The sequence below is a fragment of the Bradyrhizobium zhengyangense genome, from assembly GCF_022012555.1.
Taxonomy (GTDB): domain Bacteria; phylum Pseudomonadota; class Alphaproteobacteria; order Rhizobiales; family Xanthobacteraceae; genus Bradyrhizobium; species Bradyrhizobium zhengyangense.
Genome location: NZ_JAKLTZ010000001.1, coordinates 336,369 through 354,242, shown reverse-complemented (window position 1 = coordinate 354,242; position 17,874 = coordinate 336,369). Strand labels below are relative to the sequence as shown.

Annotated in this window: 20 protein-coding genes; 14 read left to right on the top strand and 6 right to left on the bottom strand. The window is 62.8% G+C overall.

The annotated features are described in order from the left end of the window. Nucleotides 1-71 precede the first annotated feature (71 nt). Complete coding sequence (locus L6639_RS01785; protein WP_237858435.1) at nt 72-1,397, bottom strand: TROVE domain-containing protein; 1,326 nt, start codon at nt 1,395-1,397, stop codon at nt 72-74. A 1,200-nt stretch (nt 1,398-2,597) separates the two neighbouring features. Here L6639_RS01785 and L6639_RS01780 point away from each other — a divergent pair. From L6639_RS01780 to L6639_RS01770, 3 genes are all read left to right on the top strand, one after another. Then, the gene (locus L6639_RS01780) at nt 2,598-3,263 is read left to right on the top strand and encodes a DUF429 domain-containing protein (RefSeq protein ID WP_237858434.1); all 666 of its coding nucleotides are present in this window, start codon (nt 2,598-2,600) and stop codon (nt 3,261-3,263) included. 115 nt (nt 3,264-3,378) lie between these two features. Then, a complete protein-coding gene (locus L6639_RS01775; RefSeq protein ID WP_237858431.1) occupies nt 3,379-3,522 on the top strand; it encodes a hypothetical protein in 144 nt (47 codons plus the stop codon). 103 nt (nt 3,523-3,625) lie between these two features. Then, complete coding sequence (locus L6639_RS01770; RefSeq protein WP_237858429.1) at nt 3,626-4,330, top strand: glutathione S-transferase family protein; 705 nt, start codon at nt 3,626-3,628, stop codon at nt 4,328-4,330. Nucleotides 4,331-4,332: 2 nt separating this feature from the next. Here the strand turns inward: L6639_RS01770 and L6639_RS01765 are convergent, their stop codons facing one another. The 3 genes from L6639_RS01765 to L6639_RS01755 all read right to left on the bottom strand — a co-directional run bounded on the left by L6639_RS01765 (nt 4,333) and on the right by L6639_RS01755 (nt 6,310). Further along, a complete protein-coding gene (locus L6639_RS01765) occupies nt 4,333-5,112 on the bottom strand; it encodes a sulfite exporter TauE/SafE family protein (protein ID WP_237858428.1) in 780 nt (259 codons plus the stop codon). Between the two features lie 3 nt (nt 5,113-5,115). Further along, nucleotides 5,116-5,748, bottom strand: a complete 633-nt coding sequence (locus L6639_RS01760) for a TetR/AcrR family transcriptional regulator (RefSeq protein WP_237858427.1) — start codon at nt 5,746-5,748, stop codon at nt 5,116-5,118. A gap of 190 nt (nt 5,749-5,938) precedes the next feature. Beyond that, nucleotides 5,939-6,310 (bottom strand): tRNA-binding protein, encoded by a 372-nt coding sequence (locus L6639_RS01755; protein ID WP_128961888.1) that lies wholly within the window; start codon nt 6,308-6,310, stop codon nt 5,939-5,941. Between the two features lie 128 nt (nt 6,311-6,438). Here L6639_RS01755 and L6639_RS01750 point away from each other — a divergent pair, with 128 nt between their 5' ends. Further along, complete coding sequence (locus tag L6639_RS01750; protein WP_237858418.1) at nt 6,439-6,804, top strand: ArsC family reductase; 366 nt, start codon at nt 6,439-6,441, stop codon at nt 6,802-6,804. Here the strand turns inward: L6639_RS01750 and L6639_RS01745 are convergent. Next, nucleotides 6,801-7,448 carry a PAS domain-containing protein gene (locus tag L6639_RS01745; protein ID WP_237858415.1) on the bottom strand — a complete coding sequence of 216 codons (648 nt, stop codon included), beginning with the start codon at nt 7,446-7,448 and terminating at the stop codon, nt 6,801-6,803. The genes L6639_RS01750 and L6639_RS01745 overlap by 4 nt on opposite strands. 339 nt (nt 7,449-7,787) lie before the next feature. Between L6639_RS01745 and L6639_RS01740 the strand changes: the two genes are divergently transcribed. The 7 genes from L6639_RS01740 (at nt 7,788) to L6639_RS01710 (ending at nt 14,363) form a co-directional block, all read left to right on the top strand. Then, entirely contained in the window at nt 7,788-8,543 is a 756-nt protein-coding gene (locus tag L6639_RS01740; protein WP_027535192.1) for an ABC transporter ATP-binding protein, read from the top strand. Beyond that, nucleotides 8,536-9,282 carry an ABC transporter ATP-binding protein gene (locus tag L6639_RS01735; protein WP_237858412.1) on the top strand — a complete coding sequence of 249 codons (747 nt, stop codon included), beginning with the start codon at nt 8,536-8,538 and terminating at the stop codon, nt 9,280-9,282. Before L6639_RS01740 ends, L6639_RS01735 begins: the two co-directional genes overlap by 8 nt. Nucleotides 9,283-9,330: 48 nt before the next feature. Beyond that, complete coding sequence (locus tag L6639_RS01730; protein WP_237858411.1) at nt 9,331-10,551, top strand: ABC transporter substrate-binding protein; 1,221 nt, start codon at nt 9,331-9,333, stop codon at nt 10,549-10,551. A gap of 73 nt (nt 10,552-10,624) precedes the next feature. Further along, nucleotides 10,625-11,488, top strand: a complete 864-nt coding sequence (locus L6639_RS01725) for a branched-chain amino acid ABC transporter permease (RefSeq protein ID WP_237858409.1) — start codon at nt 10,625-10,627, stop codon at nt 11,486-11,488. Between the two features lies 1 nt (nt 11,489). Beyond that, a complete protein-coding gene (locus L6639_RS01720; RefSeq protein WP_237858407.1) occupies nt 11,490-12,458 on the top strand; it encodes a branched-chain amino acid ABC transporter permease in 969 nt (322 codons plus the stop codon). Between the two features lie 156 nt (nt 12,459-12,614). Beyond that, entirely contained in the window at nt 12,615-13,259 is a 645-nt protein-coding gene (locus L6639_RS01715) for a DUF47 domain-containing protein (RefSeq protein ID WP_128952241.1), read from the top strand. Between the two features lie 99 nt (nt 13,260-13,358). Continuing rightward, entirely contained in the window at nt 13,359-14,363 is a 1,005-nt protein-coding gene (locus L6639_RS01710; RefSeq protein WP_237858405.1) for an inorganic phosphate transporter, read from the top strand. Here the strand turns inward: L6639_RS01710 and sugE are convergent. Next, nucleotides 14,356-14,670, bottom strand: coding sequence for a quaternary ammonium compound efflux SMR transporter SugE (sugE, locus tag L6639_RS01705; protein ID WP_237858403.1), 315 nt, complete (start codon nt 14,668-14,670; stop codon nt 14,356-14,358). The two genes, L6639_RS01710 and sugE, sit on opposite strands and share 8 nt — an antisense overlap. Before the next feature lie 160 nt (nt 14,671-14,830). Between sugE and L6639_RS01700 the strand changes: the two genes are divergently transcribed. The 3 genes from L6639_RS01700 to L6639_RS01690 all read left to right on the top strand — a co-directional run bounded on the left by L6639_RS01700 (nt 14,831) and on the right by L6639_RS01690 (nt 17,863). Next, on the top strand, nt 14,831-16,453 hold the full coding sequence (locus tag L6639_RS01700) for a peptide chain release factor 3 (protein ID WP_237858402.1): 1,623 nt from the start codon (nt 14,831-14,833) through the stop codon (nt 16,451-16,453). Between the two features lie 175 nt (nt 16,454-16,628). Beyond that, nucleotides 16,629-17,207, top strand: a complete 579-nt coding sequence (locus L6639_RS01695) for a hypothetical protein (RefSeq protein ID WP_237858401.1) — start codon at nt 16,629-16,631, stop codon at nt 17,205-17,207. 71 nt (nt 17,208-17,278) lie between these two features. Beyond that, a complete protein-coding gene (locus tag L6639_RS01690) occupies nt 17,279-17,863 on the top strand; it encodes an NnrU family protein (protein WP_237858400.1) in 585 nt (194 codons plus the stop codon). Nucleotides 17,864-17,874: the final 11 nt, after the last annotated feature.

Here is a 17,874-nt window from a genome sequence, read left to right as displayed (position 1 = left end):
GCGGATCATTTCAGAGGTTTCAGTGGCCCCGGGCGCGATGTCTTGCGTCCGGGGCGGTTGTTGTGGAGGGATCAATTCAATGCCATCTCCGACGCCGCGATCCACGCGACCACGGCCTCGGAGAAGCCGTTGACGCGGGTCCAGGCGCCGTGGCCGACGCCGTGCTGATACGAGGCCACGTTCACCATGGTGCCGTGCGCCTTTGGCTCGCTCACGCGGTCGTGGCTCTGCTCGTCGGTGAAGACGATCAGTCGATCGCCCTTGCGGTCGATCTCCGCCACTGCCTTGCCAAGCCAGGTCCCGCTATGGGCCTGCGAGTTGATGATCGCGTCCCGAAGCGCGAAGCCGCGGCGGGGAGGGACCTTCACCACCTTGTCGGAGAAGGTGAAGATCTCGACCTCGTCGCAGATCTCGCGCGCCAGGATGGCAAGACCGCACGCCGCCTCCGCCCGCGTCATTTCCGACTGTGCGGAGAGCGGCGTGAACATCGAGCCGGATACGTCGATCAGGAGCCGGATGGGGCCGGGAAGCCGCACATGGTCCTTGACCGACTTGAGCATCGCAGTCTCGAGCTCAGGCTCGAAGTCCGGCGCGTAGCGCGCCGCTGTGATGAAGCGATAGGGAAGGATACGATCCGTCCGCATCGCCTCGATCGCGCCTGCGATGGTCTCGCGCGGGACCTCCGCATTCTGCATCAGCCGCAGGTTACGCAGCAGCGCCAGTCCGCCGAGCTTCTTCTCGGCGATCAGCCGCTCGAAGGTCTCGCGCTTGCTCTTGCCGGCCGAGAGCGAGACCTCCCAGGTGTCGGGGGAGGCAAGCTCGCCATCGACGAGCTGCTTCCACACCTTTTCCTGCTCGGCGTCCTTCGGCTTGGCGTGCACCAGGAACAGCACGTCCCGGATGCGCACCGCGCCGTCGCGGTCGTACTTCGCGAGCTGGTAGGCGTCGAACTTGGTCAACGCGCGGGCAAGGCCTTTCTTGACCTGCGCGGAGACCGGCTGACGCTTGCGCTGCTGCATCGGCCCAAGCGCATCCGCCCAGTAGATCGCGAGCAGCTCCGTCATCTCGTCGGGGCGCTGGATCACCTGGGCAAGCGTGTCGGCGACGAGCGCGCGATGCTTTTCGCTGCGCGCCATCTCGCGGATGACGAGCAGAGGCGCGTGCCGCAGCTTCATCACCTCGCGCGCCTCGATCGCGAGCTGCGCCACGCGGGCAGGAGCGACCTTGGGCACGAGGGCCTTGATGCGGTCGGCGATGGAGACGCCGTCCTCGTAGAACTGGTCCTCCCACAGGAGGCAGTTCATCAGCGCCCGCTTCAGCTCCATCTCGGGCGTGAAGCGCACGGCGCGCGCACCCTCACGCGTGAAGGCGCGAACGATCTTGTTGAGCTCGACCATGACGGCCTCCTCTGGGTTGATGGGGAATGAAAGCGGTGCCGGGGAACAAACGAGGCTGTACTGCTCCTCTCGGAGCTTCGCAGAGCGGGCTCGATGTCCGAAGAAGATCGAGGCACTGCCGCTGCGATCACGAAGTAACAGCGCTCTTCACCACCGGCGGTGGGGATGAGAAAGACACGATCCGGGAACGGGCGATGCTGAGACCCCAGCTTGCAGCTTACCCTGCGTGCCGGGTAGCGCTCTATCCTCTGAGCTACCGGTGCACAGTACACCGGGCGGGATTCGAACCCGCGACCTCTCGATTATCAGTCGAAGTAACAGCGATCTTCACCACGGACGGTGATGGGGTTGGCGGGGAACGGGCGACGCTGTTGCTGCCCTTGCGGGCGATCCGCCTTTCGGCGCGCAGGGTTCGAACCTGCTCGGCGCTCTCGCGCCTTCACCACGAAGTAACAGACATCTTCACCACCGCCAGACCGATGCTTTCGCATCGGCTGTTGAGGGGTACGCTGGGGAACGGGCGATATCGGCTCTCAGTGACGACAACACAGGCGCCGTCCTTGCGGACGGATCCTGCGCCGGGCCGCGTGCGAACCTTTTCCGAGGCCGCATCCCGGTGCGTGTGTCAAAGGCGGGGTTCGAGCCCGCTTTACCGCGGAGGAAGTATCCGACATCTTCACCACCAGCGTCGGTTGAGCCGCGATCGTCGCGACAAACCGAACTACGAAATTTCTATCGCGGCGCTGTCGACGCGCCGCCAATTGCGAACCCTCAGGGTTCGCTCTGCCATCGGTTTCCGGCTCTTCGCCTCGTTCCCTCCGGCAGGCCCCGCGCGCTTGGGCACGCGCATCGTTTGCGCGAGCCCCGAGATCCGGGTCTCTCGTTCCGGCCATGGCCGGGATGTTCGAACGAGCCGCGCGGCGGGCAACAAAAAACCCTCCGGAGCGGCAGGCTCGGGAGGGTCCGTGAGAAGCGGACTGTCGATCTTGCGGTCAGGCAAGATCGCTCCCATGAGCCAGGCATGCGCAATCGATTGGCCGGAGGCCATTCGACAGTCGCGCAAATCTTTCGTAGCTGTGCTTCATCACTGGGTTCATGCGTTTACGAACGGAAGTGTTCGTGAGGGCGCGGGACATACGCCCGCAACTTGCGGATGTCAAGCGACGCGAATGTGAAACTCGCGAGACGGGAAAGCGCGACGTGCCAAACTATCTCGGTCTCGATGGATTTCGGTTCGGCTGGGTTGCTGCCTGGATCGACGAGCGCGGCCAACATGGATTCGATTATGCACCTGGCCTGACGCGTCTGCTTGCGATGCCGCATGCGCGTGCGATGATCGACATGCCGATCGGGCTGAAGCCGAGCGGCTATCGTACGTGCGATTTGCATGCGCGCGAACTCATCGGCCCCGCCGTGTTTCTCGGGGCTCGCCGCGACCTCTGGAGATTTCCGGACATGGCCGCGGCGAACGGGCATTACTGGGAGCGCGAAGGCAAGGGCAGGGGCATCTCCGCGCAGCTCTGGAATATCAGGGACAAGATCAGGGACGTCGACGAGATCATGACGCCGGCGCGGCAAGCGACGATCGGCGAGGCACATCCGGAATTGATCTTCTGGAATCTTGCGGGGTGCGTCCGGCTTGCGACGAAGACATCGGCGGATGGTCGCGAGCAGCGCATTGCACTGCTGATGCAGCGCGGCTTCACGCGTTTGCCGAAATGGCTGACGCACCGCCACGGCACCGGCATCGGCCGCGACGATCTCATCGATGCCTGTGCCTGCGCGGTCGCTGCACGCGACAGCACGGAGCGCGTCGGCGGCGATGAAATCGATCCGCGCGGTTTGCGGATGGAGATCAATTACTGATGCGGCCGGCGGGTCATACATTCGGGAAAAACAGGCAAATTATTTGAACCCCGCAGGAACTGGCGATGACCGGTCTGCGTTCCCCGTGCGAACCTGTTTGAGAGAAGCTCGTGCGATGAATGATGCCAGTCAGTTCGCGACCGCCATGCTCGCGCTCGTTTTCGTCGGAGCATTGCTCGTCACCGGGCAGCTCTTCATCGAGCAGCGCGCCCAACGCGACGCGGTCTACGCCACTACGCACCTGCTGCGGCCGTTGTGATCGAGATTCTTCGACAGAGATCGGTGTAACGACGGCCCGGCCTTGCGCCATGTCCCGGCTCGCCTAGATTAGTCAGAATCTCACGCAAGCAGCCGGGGTCCCCATGCCTGATTTATCCGTCTTTCCGATCACCACGCGTTGGCCGGCGAAGAATCCCGAATTGCTTCAGCTTTATTCGCTGCCGACGCCGAACGGCGTGAAGGTCTCGATCATGTTGGAGGAGATCGGGCTGCCGTACGAGGTCCATCTCGTCGATTTCGGCAAGGACGATCAGAAAACGCCGGAGTTCCTCTCCCTCAATCCGAACGGCAAGATCCCGGCGATCCTCGATCCCAACGGTCCAGGCGGCAAGCCGTTGCCACTGTTCGAGTCCGGTGCGATCCTGCAATATCTCGCGGAGAAGACCGGCAAGCTGCTGCCGCAGGATGCCGGGCGGCGCTATCAGACCCTCCAGTGGCTGCATTTCCAGATGGGCGGCATCGGGCCGATGTTCGGCCAGGTCGGCTTCTTCCACAAATTCGCCGGCAAGGACTTTGAGGACAAGCGGCCGCTGGAGCGTTACGTCGGTGAGTCCAAGCGCCTGCTCGGCGTGATGGAGACGCATCTGTCCGGGCGGCAGTGGTTCATGGATGACGAGTACACCATCGCCGACATTTCCATGCTCGGCTGGGTTCGCAACCTCATCGGCTTCTACGGCGCTGGCGATCTGGTCGCATTCAACCAGTTCAAGTCGGTCGGTGCCTGGCTCGAGCGTGGGCTGGCGCGCCCGGCCGTGCAGCGCGGCTTGAACATTCCGAAGCGACCTTGAATCTAGCTCAGCGCCTTGTAGGTCATGTAGAGCGCCATCAGAGCGACGAGGGCGATCATGCTCCGGCGCAGCACCGTCTTGTTGACGCCGTTGGCCGCGCGGGCGCCGAGATCGGTCCCGACCCAGAGGCCGGCAACAATTCCGATGATGGCGGGCCAGCCGACCATCAGCCCCTTGCTCCAATAGATCCACGCTGCCGGAATGTTGGTCGGGATCACCGAGAAGATCAGGCTGACGAGTTGCGCCTGATGCTGTGGCACGCGCAAGCCCGCGGCGAGGCCGACTGTGATCGCGAGGCCGCCACCGATGCCCATGAAACCGGAGGAGAAGCCGGCAAGCCCACCGATGAGGAGCAGGGGAGGCCAGGGCAACTTGTCGCGATCACCGGCGCCGTCCCCGTCCTTGCGGTCGCTCCGCAGGATCAGCAGCGCGATCAGCGCGACGAGATAGGCGACATAGGTCCATTGCAGCACCGCGTCGGAGACGGCGGCTGCGGCATAGCCGCCGCCCATACCGCCGATCAGAAATCCGATGCCGATCCAGACGATCCATGGCAACGGGCTGCGATTGCCGCTCTGCCAGTAACGGCGCGCGCCCGCGAGGCCCGTCGGCGGTATCTGCGTGATCAGCGACGTGCCCTGAGCGACGTGCTGTTCGGCGCCGAGCAGCAGCACGCTGAAGATGACGAGGCCGCCACCCGGACTGGTGCCGCTGAAGCCCGATGCCAGCCCCGCGACGAGGCCGACACCGCCGCCGGCGAGAAGCTCGTGAATCCAGGACATCGCTTACGTCCTGGTTCGCCGCTTCATATCGGCCGTGGTCGGGCGAAAGCCGTCAATCACGGTGGTGACCGTCGCCATGCAGGCTGCGACGTCAAAATCTTCGCCCCAGCATTTTTGCAGCACAAAGCCCTGGAAAATCGCGATCAGCATGCGCGCGATCGCATCGGCGCCGATGTCGCGCCTGATCAGGCCGTCGTGTTGCCCGCGCTCGACCAGCGCCACGATCAGCGCGCGCGGCATGTCGATGCCCTCGACGACGCTGATACGAACGCGGCGGTTGCGCAGCGCCTCGGCCCAGCCGTGGATGCCGACACGGCGCCGTGCTTCGCCCATCGGGTCGGTCAGCCACTGCGCATAGACGCGCGCCAGCGCGTGCAGTCCCTCGATCGGATCGCCGGAGCCTTGTGCGACCGAGTTGAGGATAGCCTCGCGGCGATGCCGATCGTCGGCGAGCGCCTCGATCAGATCGTCCTTGCTCTGGAAGTAGAGATAGACCGCGCCGTGGCTCAGGCCCGACCGCTTGACGATGGCGGCCATGCCGGTCTGGTGAAATCCGTCTTCGGAGAAGCAGGCCAGCGCCGCTTCGAGGATCTGCTGACGCCGGTCTTCCCGCTTCTTGTCGCTGATCTTGGGCATCCATCCGGTCCATAAATAACTGACAGATCGATCGTTTTAGAAAAATGCCAAGACCAGCTCAGCTATAGCCGATCCATATAAAAAACGATCAGTCAGTCATTAATATTCGCGGAAAGGACCTTGGTCAAGCCTGGACGGCTGGGCCTTGGAAGGGAGGATGAAGTATGGGTGGCTGCGAAGGCGCTGCCGCCTAGAACAGCCGTCCGCCGTTCGGCACCGGCTTGCTCGGCTGCATCAGCACGACCTTGCCGTCGGCATCGGGGAAGCCGAGCGTCAGCACCTCCGAGACGACAGGTCCGATCTGGCGCGGCGGGAAATTGACGACGGCGGCGACCTGCTGTCCGACCAGTGTCTCGAGCGGATGGTTTTCGGTGATCTGTGCCGAGCTCTTGCGCACGCCGATGGCCGGGCCGAAGTCGATCCACAGCCGCCAGGCCGGCTTGCGCGCTTCAGGAAACGGCTTTGCGTCGACGATGGTGCCGACGCGGATATCGACTGCGAGGAACGTATTGAAGTCGATGGTCGGCGAGGCGGATGCGGCGGGATCGTGGGTGACGTGCATTGGTATGTCCGTTCGGAAGAGGTCGAAGGCGTCGTTCGCAATATTGTCGCGTGATCAGGAGTTGCGTACAACGCCACGGGACGTGAAACGCCCTAGAGATCACTCACGACGCATGCGCGAGGACCGTCTTGCCCAACATCATCTACGGTATCAAGAACTGCGACACCATGAAGAAGGCGCGCACTTGGCTCGACACTCATGGCGTCGCTTACGAGTTCCACGATTATAAGGCGGCCGGCGTCGAAAAGGACAAGCTCAAGCAATGGAGCGACAAGCTCGGCTGGGAAACGCTGCTCAATCGTGCCGGTACGACCTTCAAGAAGTTACCCGACGCCGACAAGGAGGGCCTGACGGAAAAGAAGGCGCTGGCGCTGATGCTAGCGCAACCATCGATGATCAAGCGGCCGGTGCTTGAGATCGGCGGCAAGCTCCTGGTCGGGTTCAAGCCTGATATCTACGACAAGGAAGTCGGCGCAAAGGCAAGCAAGAGCTAATTCAGCTCGATGATCTCGGCGCTGACGGCGGGACCGGACTGATCGGCGAATTCCACGACGTCGGCGGCCGCGATGCGGCCGGGGGCGCGGTGAAACAGATCGCGGTCGATCACCGTGCGCAGTTTCGGCCGCGGCGGCGCGTCATTTCCGCGCAGCAGATCCTTGATCTCGAAGCCGCCGTCCTCGCAGAAGGTCTTCACCGACGCGATGATGTGGCTGACCTTGTCGTCGGTCAGGAAAGGCAGCAACAGCCGTTCATAAGCGACGACACGGCCGTAGATGTCGTCGACATCGGCGACGCTATAGACCGGAAGTCCACGCGCGATGCATTCGTGATAGATCGGCATCACGAAAGGCGCCATTCGCGGCCCGACATAGTCCTCCAGCAGGATTCCCTTGCCGGTATGGCCGTAGGCGCGGGAGATCCGCGTGCCTTCGCTCTGGATGGTCAGGCGCGGCGTCGGCGTCGAATTGTCCACTGTGTAGTAGATGAGATCGGACAGTTCTTCCTCGAGCCGCGCGGGCTGATATTCCCAGATCGCAGGTGCAACCTGATGACGCGCGTAAAGTCGCAGCCACGTGTTCAGCAGGTCACGTTGCTTGATCGATTTGACGACGGAAGGAGCAGCGCTGGCAAAATCCAAAACAATAGTCCCGGCGAGTGAAACCCGCTGATAATCTCGCTCGCGGGAAAATTTTTGATGAAGGCTGGCGCACGGAAGCAAAGACCGTTAACGACGACTTGATGACCGGTGTCTTGTGAGCCGGGAAGCCGGCAGGCGACATCACGAGGCCTCCGACTAAGGGAGCATGAGGCTCCCCGCCAAAGGCCTGACCTGCTCAGCTTTCCGCCTTGCCTAACCCCCGTCACCTCCGGCATATTCCGCGCCCGGAGGCGGTGTTCCGGAACAGGCTCCAAGGCCTCCGGAAAGCCGAATTAACAAGGATAGCTACGCGTATTGCGCGGGCAGGGGGAAATCTGTTTGGCCGATGAGTTCATTCTCGAAACGGAAGGCTTGACCAAGGAGTTCGCGGGCTTCTTCGCCGTCCGCGACGTTGCGCTCAAGGTTCGCCGTGGGAGTATCCACGCGTTGATCGGCCCGAACGGTGCCGGCAAGACGACGTGCTTCAATCTTCTGACCAAGTTCCTCAAACCGTCTGCCGGAAAAATCCTGTACAAGGGACAGGACATCACCGCGATGGCGCCCGCAGACGTGGCACGCCTGGGGCTGGTGCGTTCGTTCCAGATCTCGGCGGTATTTCCGCATATGACAGCGCTGGAGAATGTCCGTGTCGCGCTCCAGCGCCAGCACGGCAGCTCCTTTGATTTCTGGCGCTCCAAGTCGGTGCTGAATCAGTTCAACGACCGGGCGCGCGAGCTATTGAACGATGTGGGTCTCAGCGAGTTCGCCAACACGCCAGCGGTCGAGATGGCCTATGGGCGCAAGCGCGCGCTCGAGATCGCAACCACGCTCGCGCTCGATCCGGAAATGATGCTTCTGGACGAACCGATGGCCGGCATGGGTCACGAGGACATCGACAAGATCGCGGCGCTGATCAAGCGGATCTCGGCGAAATACACCATCCTGATGGTCGAGCATAATTTGAGCGTCGTCGCCAATCTCTCCGACATCATCACCGTGCTGACGCGCGGGCAGGTGCTCGCGCAGGGGCATTATTCCGAGCTCACCAAGGACGAGCGCGTCAAGGAAGCTTATCTGGGAGCCGGTCATGCCTGAGACTGCAATGGCTGAGGCCCCGGTGACGGCTGCATCCGGCGGCAATATCCTCCAGGTTCGCAACTTGGAGGCCTGGTACGGCGAGTCCCACATCCTGCACGGGATCAATTTCGACGTGAATGCGGGCGAGGTCGTTACGCTGTTGGGGCGCAACGGCGCCGGCAAGACGACCACGTTGAAGTCGATCATGGGAATCATCGGCAAGCGTACCGGTTCGGTCAAGTTCAACAACCAGGAGATCATCCGCACGACCTCCGACAAGATCGCGCGCATGGGTATCGCGTTCTGTCCGGAGGAGCGGGGAATTTTCTCCAGCCTCGACGTGAAGGAGAACCTGCTGCTGCCACCGGTGGTGCGCGCAGGCGGATTGCCGCTCGAGCAGATCTTCGACCTGTTTCCGAACCTGAAGGAACGGCTGAGCAGCCAGGGCACCAAGCTGTCCGGCGGCGAGCAGCAGATGCTCGCGATCGCGCGCATCCTGCGCACCGGCGCAAGCTTTCTGATGCTGGACGAGCCGACCGAAGGTCTGGCACCCGTCATCATCCAGCAGATCGGTCACACCATTGCGCGGCTCAAGAAGGAGGGCTTCACGATCCTTCTGGTCGAGCAGAACTTCCGCTTCGCCTCCACCGTCGCCGATCGCTATTACGTGGTCGAGCACGGCAAGATCATTGACGGATTTTCCAATGCGGAGCTTGCCGCCAACATGGACAAGCTCCACACCTATCTCGGCGTCTAGTACGGCCAACGGTCGAACGGTCACGAGAGGATTTACGAGGGAAGTAGCATGACAAAGTCGATTGCATCGTTGTTGCTCGGCACGGCATTGGCCGTGACCACAGCTGGCGCCGCCTTCGCACAGGACAAAGCCGTCAAGATCGGCGCATTGTCCGATCAGTCCGGTCTCTATGCCGACCTCGGTGGGCCCGGCTCGACGCTTGCGGCGCAGATGGCGGTTGAAGATTCGGGCCTCGCCGCGAAGGGTTGGAAGATCGACATCATCTCGGGTGACCACCAGAACAAGCCTGACATCGGCACCGCGATCGCGCGGCAATGGTTCGACGTCGACAAGGTCGACATCATCGTGGACGTGCCGAACTCCGGCGTGGCACTCGCGGTCAACAATGTCGTCAAGGAAAAGAACGGCGTCTACATCAATTCCGGTGCGGCGACCTCGGACCTCACCAACGCGCAGTGCTCGCCGAACACCGTGCACTGGACCTACGACACCTACATGCTGGCTCACACCACGGGTCAGGCGCTGGTGAAGGCCGGCGGCGACACCTGGTTCTTCCTGACAGCAGACTACGCCTTCGGTGCGGCGCTGGAGCGCGATACCACTGCGGTCGTCACCGCCAATGGCGGCAAGGTGGTCGGCGGGGTCAAGCATCCGCTCAACACGCCGGACTTCTCCTCGTTCCTGCTCCAGGCGCAGGCCTCCAAGGCCAAGATCATCGGCCTTGCCAATGCCGGTGGTGACACCACCAACACGATCAAGCAGGCTGCCGAGTTCGGTATCGGCAAGGGGGGCCAGAAGCTCGCCGCGCTGCTGCTGTTCCTCACCGACGTCAAGGCGATCGGGCTGGAGACCGCGCAGGGCCTCAACTTCACCGAGACGTTCTACTGGGACATGAACGATCAGACCCGGGCCTTCTCCAAGCGGTTCTCGGAGAAGATGAAGAACGGCGCGATGCCGACCATGGTGCAGGCGGGTGTCTATGCAGGCGTGCGCCACTATCTGAAGGCGCTGGAAGCGCTCGGCGGCAATCCGCATGACGGCGTCAAGGTCGTCGACAAGATGAAGTCGATGCCGACCGAAGACGATCTGTTCGGCAAGGGCGAGATCCAGCCGAACGGCCGCACCATCCACAACGCCTATCTGTTCGAGGTGAAGAAGCCCTCCGAGTCCAAGGGACCGTGGGACTTCTACAAGCTCGTCGGCACCGTGCCGGGCGATCAGGCGTTCACGCCGCTCTCCGAGAGCAAGTGCGCGCTGCTCAAGAAATGAGACCAACAGCCCGCCGGCTGCGTGCCGACGGGCGCTACTTTGGGAAACGCCGAAGGGACTGGGTGCTGGATCGATGCAGGCTCTCTACGCACAGCTACTGGTGGGACTGATCAACGGCTCGTTCTACGCGCTGCTCAGTCTCGGGCTCGCCGTGATCTTCGGCATGCTCAACATCATCAATTTCGCCCATGGCGCGCTCTACATGATGGGCGCCTTCGTCGCCTATTTCCTCCTGAACATCGGCGGCATCAGTTACTGGTGGGCGCTGCTGCTGGCGCCTGTCATCGTCGGCATCTTCGGCATGATCCTGGAACGGACCATGCTGCAATGGTTGACCGGGCTCGATCACCTCTACGGCCTGCTGCTCACCTTCGGCATCGCGCTGATCGTGCAGGGCGTGTTCCAGAACTATTTCGGCTCGTCCGGCTTGCCTTATTCCATTCCGGACCAGCTCAAGGGCGGCGTGAATCTGGGCTTCATGTTCCTGCCGATCTATCGCGGCTGGGTCGTCATCTTCTCGCTGGTGGTGTGTCTGGCCACCTGGTTCCTGATCGAGAAGACGCGGCTTGGCGCCTACCTGCGCGCCGCCACTGAAAATCCGACGCTGGTGCGCGCCTTCGGCATCAACGTGCCGCGCATGATCACGCTCACCTACGGCCTCGGCGTCGGTCTTGCCGCGCTCGCGGGCGTGCTGTCGGCGCCGATCAACCAGGTGCGGCCGCTGATGGGCGCCGACCTCATCATCGTGGTGTTCGCGGTGGTGGTGATCGGCGGCATGGGATCGATCATGGGCTCCATCATCACCGGCTTTGCGCTCGGTGTGATCGAGGGCCTGACCAAATATTTCTACCCCGAGGCCTCCAACACCGTCGTGTTCGTGCTGATGGTGCTTGTGCTCCTGGTGAAGCCAACGGGATTGACGGGAAGGGCAGCCTGATATGACAGCCTTGACGGACGATACGCTGCCGGTCACCCCGCGCGCGATGCGTGACGAGATGATCTTGTTCGTGGTGATGGCGGTGCTGCTCGCGGCCGTGCCATTCAGCGGCATCTACCCCTTCTTCGTGATGCAGGCGCTGTGCTTCGCGCTGCTTGCCTGCGCCTTCAACCTTTTGATCGGCTATGGCGGCTTGCTGTCGTTCGGCCATGCGATGTTCATGGGCACGGCAGGCTATTGCAGTGCGCATGCGCTGAAGGTGTGGGCGCTGCCCCCGGAGCTCGGCGTCCTCGTCGGCATCGCCGCGGCGTTCGTGCTGTCGATCATCACGGGCTATATCTCGATCCGCCGCCAGGGCATCTATTTCTCGATGATCACGCTGGCGCTGTCGCAGCTCCTGTATTTCATCTACCTGCAGGCGCCTTTCACCCATGGCGAGGACGGCATCCAGGGCATTCCGCAGGGGCACATGTTCGGCGTGCTCGATTTGTCCAAGCCGACCGTGCTCTATTATGTCGTGCTCGTCGGCTTCCTCGCCGGCTTCCTGCTGATCTACCGCATCATCAACTCGCCCTTCGGCGAGGTCCTGAAGTCGATCCGCGAGAACGAGCCGCGTGCGATCTCGCTGGGCTACCGGACCGACCAGTACAAGTTCCTGGCGTTCGTCCTGTCGGGGACGCTGGCAGGTTTCGCCGGCGCACTGAAAGTGTTCGTGGCGCAGAACGCCTCGCTCACTGACGTGCACTGGTCGATGTCTGGCGAAGTCGTGCTGATGACGCTGGTCGGCGGTCTCGGCACCATCTTTGGTCCCGTGGTCGGCGCCTTCGTGATCATCGCCATGCAGCAATATCTGGCCGGCTTCGGCCAGTGGGTGACGGTGATCCAGGGCTCGATCTTCGTGATCTGCGTGCTCACCTTCCGCCGCGGCGTCATCGGTGAAATCGCGCATTACTTCCGACGATCGCTGTAACTCATTGATGTAACACGAGTTTCGTTGGCACGCGAATCCGGTGGATGATCCGGCTCCGCAAGCGCGAGATGACACGCGCGCGACGCGAAAATGGTCTATGACGGTTTTGTGACGGCTCGTTCGGGCCTGCCCATTTCCATCAGGTAGACTATCCCCATGATGCGTTGGTTTCGCGCTTTCCTGCCCAAGGAAGAACGGTTTTTCGACCTGTTCGACCGCCATGCCCAGACCGTGATCCAGGGCGCAATCGCGCTCCAGGGCGTGCTGAACGGCGGCGAGGAGACGCCGGTCTATTGCCAGCGCGTCAGCCAGTTCGAGAACGACGCCGACAACATCACCCGCGAGGTGCTGACAGCGGTGCGCCGCACGTTCATCACGCCGTTCGACCGGGGCGACATCAAGAACCTCATCACCTCGCTGGACGATGCCATCGACCAGATGCAACAGACGGCCAAGGCCGTGATGCTGTTCGAGGTTCGCACCTTCGAGCCGCCGATGCGCGAGATCGGTGCGCTGCTGATCGAGTGCGCCAATCTGGTCGGCCGTGCGCTGCCGCTGATGCAGGAGATCGGCAAGAACGTGGCGATGCTGACCGCGATCACGGAGGAGCTGACCAAGCTCGAGGGCCGCGTCGACGATCTCCACGACATCGGCCTGAAGGAGCTGTTCCTCAAGCACCGCAACGGCAGCGCGATGGACTTCATCGTCGGCGTCGAGATCTACGATCACCTTGAAAAGGTGGCCGATCGCTTCGACGACGTCGCGAACGAGATCAACAGCATCGTCATCGAGCAAGTGTAGCGCATGATCCGGAAAAGTGTGCAGCGGTTTTCCTTCGCGACAAACGCGGAACGCGTTTGCGCGGAGATCATCCGCAAGGCTTAGAGCAGGGGCCACGCCGTGGATGCTGCGTTGGGTCTTCCCGTCCTGGTCGGCTTGGTTGCCGTCGCGCTGCTGTTCGATTTCCTGAACGGCCTGCACGACGCCGCCAATTCGATCGCGACCATCGTCTCGACTCGCGTGCTGCGGCCGCAATTCGCGGTGTTCTGGGCGGCGTTCTTCAATTTCGTCGCCTTCATGGTATTCGGCCTGCACGTCGCCCAGACCATCGGCACCGGCATCATCGATCCCGCCATTGTCGACGCCCAGGTGATCTTCGCGGCGCTGGTCGGCGCCATCGTCTGGAATCTCGTGACCTGGGCGCTCGGCATCCCATCGTCCTCGTCTCACGCCTTGATTGGCGGCTTATTCGGTGCTGGCGTGGCAAAGGCCGGGCTCTCGGCGGCGGTCTGGAGCGGATTGTCCAAAACGGTGATCGCGATCGTGCTGTCTCCGCTCGTCGGCTTCCTACTTGCGATGATGCTGGTCGCGATCGTGTCGTGGCTTTCGGTGCGCTCGACGCCATTCGCGGTCGACCGCGCCTTCCGCATCCTGCAATTCGCCTCCGCCTCGCTCTATTCGCTCGGCCATGGCGGCAACGATGCGCAAAAGACCATGGGCATCATCGCCGTGCTGCTCTATTCGCAGGGCCAGCTCGGGAGCGAATTCTTCGTGCCGTTCTGGGTGGTACTGTCGTGCCAGGCGGCCATGGCGATGGGGACGCTGATGGGCGGCTGGCGCATCGTGCGTACGATGGGACTGCGGATTACAAAACTGACGCCGATGCAGGGCTTTTGCGCCGAGACTGGCGGCGCGGCGACCCTGTTCATGGCAACCTTCCTCGGGGTTCCCGTCTCGACCACCCACACCATCACCGGCGCCATCGTCGGCGTCGGGGCTGCCCGTCGGCTCTCGGCGGTGCGCTGGAATGTTGCGAGCTCGATCGTCTATGCCTGGGTCATCACGATGCCCGCCTCGGCAATCGTCGCGGCGCTGAGCTGGTGGGCGGTCCAGATCTTCAAGTAACGAGCTTCAGCCCGACGATGCCTGCCACGATCAGCCCGATGCTGGCGAGGCGAAGCGCTGTGGCCGGCTCGCCGAACAGGAAGATGCCGAGCGTGGCCGTGCCGACCGCGCCGATGCCGGTCCAGACCGCATAGGCAGTTCCGACGGGCAGGGACTTCAGAGCAATGCCGAGCAGGATCACGCTGCCGGCCATGGCCGCGAGCGTGATGACGGAGGGAACCAGCCTGGAAAAGCCCTCGGTATATTTCAGGCCAATCGCCCAGGTGATCTCGAGCAGGCCGGCGACGAACAGGACGCTCCAGGCCATGACGACCCTCCATTCAAGGCAGGGCCGTCCCCGCTAGGCTAATATGCTGGTGAACGGGGAGGTCGTCCTCCCCGGAAGCCGATATGGGGCTGGCCGAAGGGCTGTGCAATCACCAAATGAGGCTTGATCGCTCCCATTTTCCCTGCCAAACGCTCCCGCCATGTCCGACATTGCAGCCACCACAGCCGAATCGCCGGCCCGTTCCCCGCTTGCCGCAGAAGTGTCGCGGCGGCGCACCTTTGCGATCATCTCGCACCCGGACGCCGGCAAGACCACGCTGACCGAAAAGCTGCTGCTGTTCGGCGGCGCCATCAATCTCGCCGGTCAGGTCAAGGCCAAGGGCGAGCGGCGCAACACCCGTTCGGATTGGATGAAGATCGAGCGCGAGCGCGGCATCTCGGTCGTGACCTCGGTCATGACCTTCGAGTTCGAGGGCCTCGTGTTCAACCTGCTGGATACGCCGGGCCACGAGGACTTTTCGGAAGACACCTACCGCACGCTGACGGCGGTCGATTCCGCCGTCATGGTGATCGACGCCGCCAAGGGCATCGAGGCGCGCACGCGAAAACTGTTCGAGGTGTGTCGTCTGCGCGATATCCCGATCATCACCTTCATCAACAAGATGGACCGCGAGAGCCGCGACGTGTTCGAGCTGCTCGACGAGATCGAGAAGACGCTGGCGCTCGACACCACGCCGATGACCTGGCCGGTCGGCCGTGGCCGCGACTTCCTCGGCACCTATGACGTCATCAACGGCGGCGTGCGTCTGCTCGAAGGCGGCGGCGCCAAGACCGGTGCAGCGCAGCAGATCGAGATCGCCGAGCTTGCCAAGCTCAACGCCAATCTCGATGCCTCCGCGGTGAAAGACGAACTCGAGCTCGTCACCGAGGCCTCAAAACCGTTCGAGCTCGAGGCATTCCGCGAGGGCCATCTGACGCCGGTCTATTTCGGCAGCGCGCTGCGCAATTTCGGCGTCGGCGACCTGCTCGAAGGTCTTGGCAAGTTCGCTCCCGAGCCGCGCGCTCAGGACAGCGACCAACGCAAGGTCGAAGCCACCGATCCGCGCATGAGCGCGTTCGTGTTCAAGATCCAGGCGAACATGGATCCGAACCACCGCGACCGCATCGCGTTCGCGCGCCTTTGCTCCGGCAAGCTCAGCCGCGGCATGAAGGCGAAGCTGGTACGCACCGGCAAGAGCATGCCGCTGTCGAGCCCTCAATTCTTCTTCGCACAGGACCGTTCGGTGGCGGACGAGGCCTTTGCCGGCGACGTCGTCGGCATTCCCAATCACGGCACGCTGCGCATCGGCGACACGCTGACCGAAGGCGAGGACTTCAATTTCGTCGGCGTGCCGAGCTTCGCGCCGGAAATCGTCCGCCGCGTCCGTCTGACCGACGCGATGAAGGCGAAGAAGCTGAAGGAAGCCCTTCAGCAGATGTCGGAAGAGGGCGTCGTGCAGGTGTTCCGTCCGCGCGACGGGGCCCCGGCGCTGGTCGGCGTGGTCGGCGCACTGCAGCTCGACGTGCTCAAGGCACGGCTCGAAGCAGAATATTCGCTGCCGGTCGAGTTCGAAGTGAGCGAGTTCCAGCTCGCGCGCTGGATCTCCTCGGAGGATCGCAAGAAGCTCGATACCTTCGTTGCCGCCAACACCTCCAGCATCGCCGATGACGTCGACGGCGATCCCGTGTACCTGGCCCGGAACGAGTTCTATCTCGGCTACACCAAAGAGCGCGCCGAAGGCATCGAGTTCACCAACGTCAAGGACGTCAAGAAGAAGGGCTAGGGGCTCGTGCTGCCTACCGCCCTTAGGCTCTGCGGCCACACCCTCCGCTGTCATGCCCCGGCTTGGCAAGCCGGGCGACGACAGCGTACCTGAACGCGAGCATGTGAACGCCCGCAGGGTTGACGCGTTCATTGAGGATGCCACGTTTGTTCGCGTGACATCGCGGGCTCAAAGCATGTGGCGCGGCATTCTCGTTTTCACGTTGTTGGCGATCTCGACCGTTGCCTCCAACGCGCAGCGTCGCCAGATCAATCCAATCCCGTTTGCGCATGAGCCGTGCAGTGTGCTCGATGGTCGGCCTTGCACGCCGTCCTATTGCAGTCCGCTCGAGCCCGGCCCCTGCATTCCCGAGATCGACTATCCCTACGGCGAGAACCTTCAGCTCACGATCGAGAGCGTGCCGGCGGAGGCTGATCGGGCCAAGTATCAAAAGCCGGATCACGATCTCGATACGATCGGCGACCTCTTTGCCGAACTGCGCACGTGCTGGTCGCCGCCGTCCGACAATGTGCGCGCAGGCATGCAGATGGCTGTTCGCTTCAGCTTCAATAAAGCCGGCGGCCTGGTCGGCCCGCCGCGGCTGACCTTTGCGACTGCGGGCGTCCCCGCCGATATCAGAACCACTTACCTCAACGCGATCAATTCGTCTCTGAACGCCTGTCTGCCGCTGAAGTTCACCAGCGGCCTCGGCGGTGCTCTGGCCGGACGACCAATTGCGATCCGCTATGTCGACAATCGCGAGCCCGGAAAGTAGCGCATCAGTTGCGACCGGCGGCCAATCGATGATACCTCAGAGTCGGGGCGCTGGTTCAAGGGGAGGATGTCGTGGGTCTGTTGGTCATGATCCTGGGGCTGGTGCTGTTTTTCGCCGCCCATATTTTCACAACGAAGCGGGACGCACGCGCACAGGCGATCGCGCGCCTGGGTGAGGGGACCTACAAGATCCTCTATTCGGTCGTCTCGCTTGCAGGGCTGGCGCTGATCGTCTGGGGCTTTGCCCACTATCGCGCGACCGGCTGGATCGACGTCTGGTATCCGCCAAAGGCGATGAAGCACATCACGGTCGCGCTGATGCTGCCTGCCGTCATCCTCGTGGTCGCCTCCTACCTGCGCGGGCGCATCTATGCGACGCTGAAGCATCCGATGCTCGCCGGCGTGAAGCTTTGGGCGTTTGCGCATCTGCTCGCCAACGGCGATCTCGGCTCCATCATCCTGTTCGGCTCGTTTCTCGGCTGGGGCGTGTATGACCGCATTTCGCTGAAACATCGCACCGACAGCGGTGGCCCGCCGATCCCGGTGGGCGGCGTCACCAACGATCTGATTGCGATCGCAGTCGGCATCGTCGCCTATCTGGCGCTGGCGTTTGCATTCCATCCTGTCGTGATCGGCGTTCCCGTGATGGGCGGTTAACCGATCAGCGC

Coding starts and splice junctions, on each gene's coding strand:
- L6639_RS01720 (WP_237858407.1), top strand. CDS start 11,490: ATGACAGCCTTGACGGACGATACGCTGCCGGTCACCCCGCGCGCGATG.
- L6639_RS01700 (WP_237858402.1), top strand. CDS start 14,831: ATGTCCGACATTGCAGCCACCACAGCCGAATCGCCGGCCCGTTCCCCG.
- L6639_RS01755 (WP_128961888.1), bottom strand. CDS start 6,310: ATGCACGTCACCCACGATCCCGCCGCATCCGCCTCGCCGACCATCGAC.
- sugE (WP_237858403.1), bottom strand. CDS start 14,670: ATGGCCTGGAGCGTCCTGTTCGTCGCCGGCCTGCTCGAGATCACCTGG.
- L6639_RS01785 (WP_237858435.1), bottom strand. CDS start 1,397: ATGGTCGAGCTCAACAAGATCGTTCGCGCCTTCACGCGTGAGGGTGCG.
- L6639_RS01730 (WP_237858411.1), top strand. CDS start 9,331: ATGACAAAGTCGATTGCATCGTTGTTGCTCGGCACGGCATTGGCCGTG.
- L6639_RS01765 (WP_237858428.1), bottom strand. CDS start 5,112: ATGTCCTGGATTCACGAGCTTCTCGCCGGCGGCGGTGTCGGCCTCGTC.
- L6639_RS01760 (WP_237858427.1), bottom strand. CDS start 5,748: ATGCCCAAGATCAGCGACAAGAAGCGGGAAGACCGGCGTCAGCAGATC.
- L6639_RS01695 (WP_237858401.1), top strand. CDS start 16,629: ATGTGGCGCGGCATTCTCGTTTTCACGTTGTTGGCGATCTCGACCGTT.
- L6639_RS01735 (WP_237858412.1), top strand. CDS start 8,536: ATGCCTGAGACTGCAATGGCTGAGGCCCCGGTGACGGCTGCATCCGGC.
- L6639_RS01775 (WP_237858431.1), top strand. CDS start 3,379: ATGAATGATGCCAGTCAGTTCGCGACCGCCATGCTCGCGCTCGTTTTC.
- L6639_RS01770 (WP_237858429.1), top strand. CDS start 3,626: ATGCCTGATTTATCCGTCTTTCCGATCACCACGCGTTGGCCGGCGAAG.
- L6639_RS01715 (WP_128952241.1), top strand. CDS start 12,615: ATGATGCGTTGGTTTCGCGCTTTCCTGCCCAAGGAAGAACGGTTTTTC.
- L6639_RS01725 (WP_237858409.1), top strand. CDS start 10,625: ATGCAGGCTCTCTACGCACAGCTACTGGTGGGACTGATCAACGGCTCG.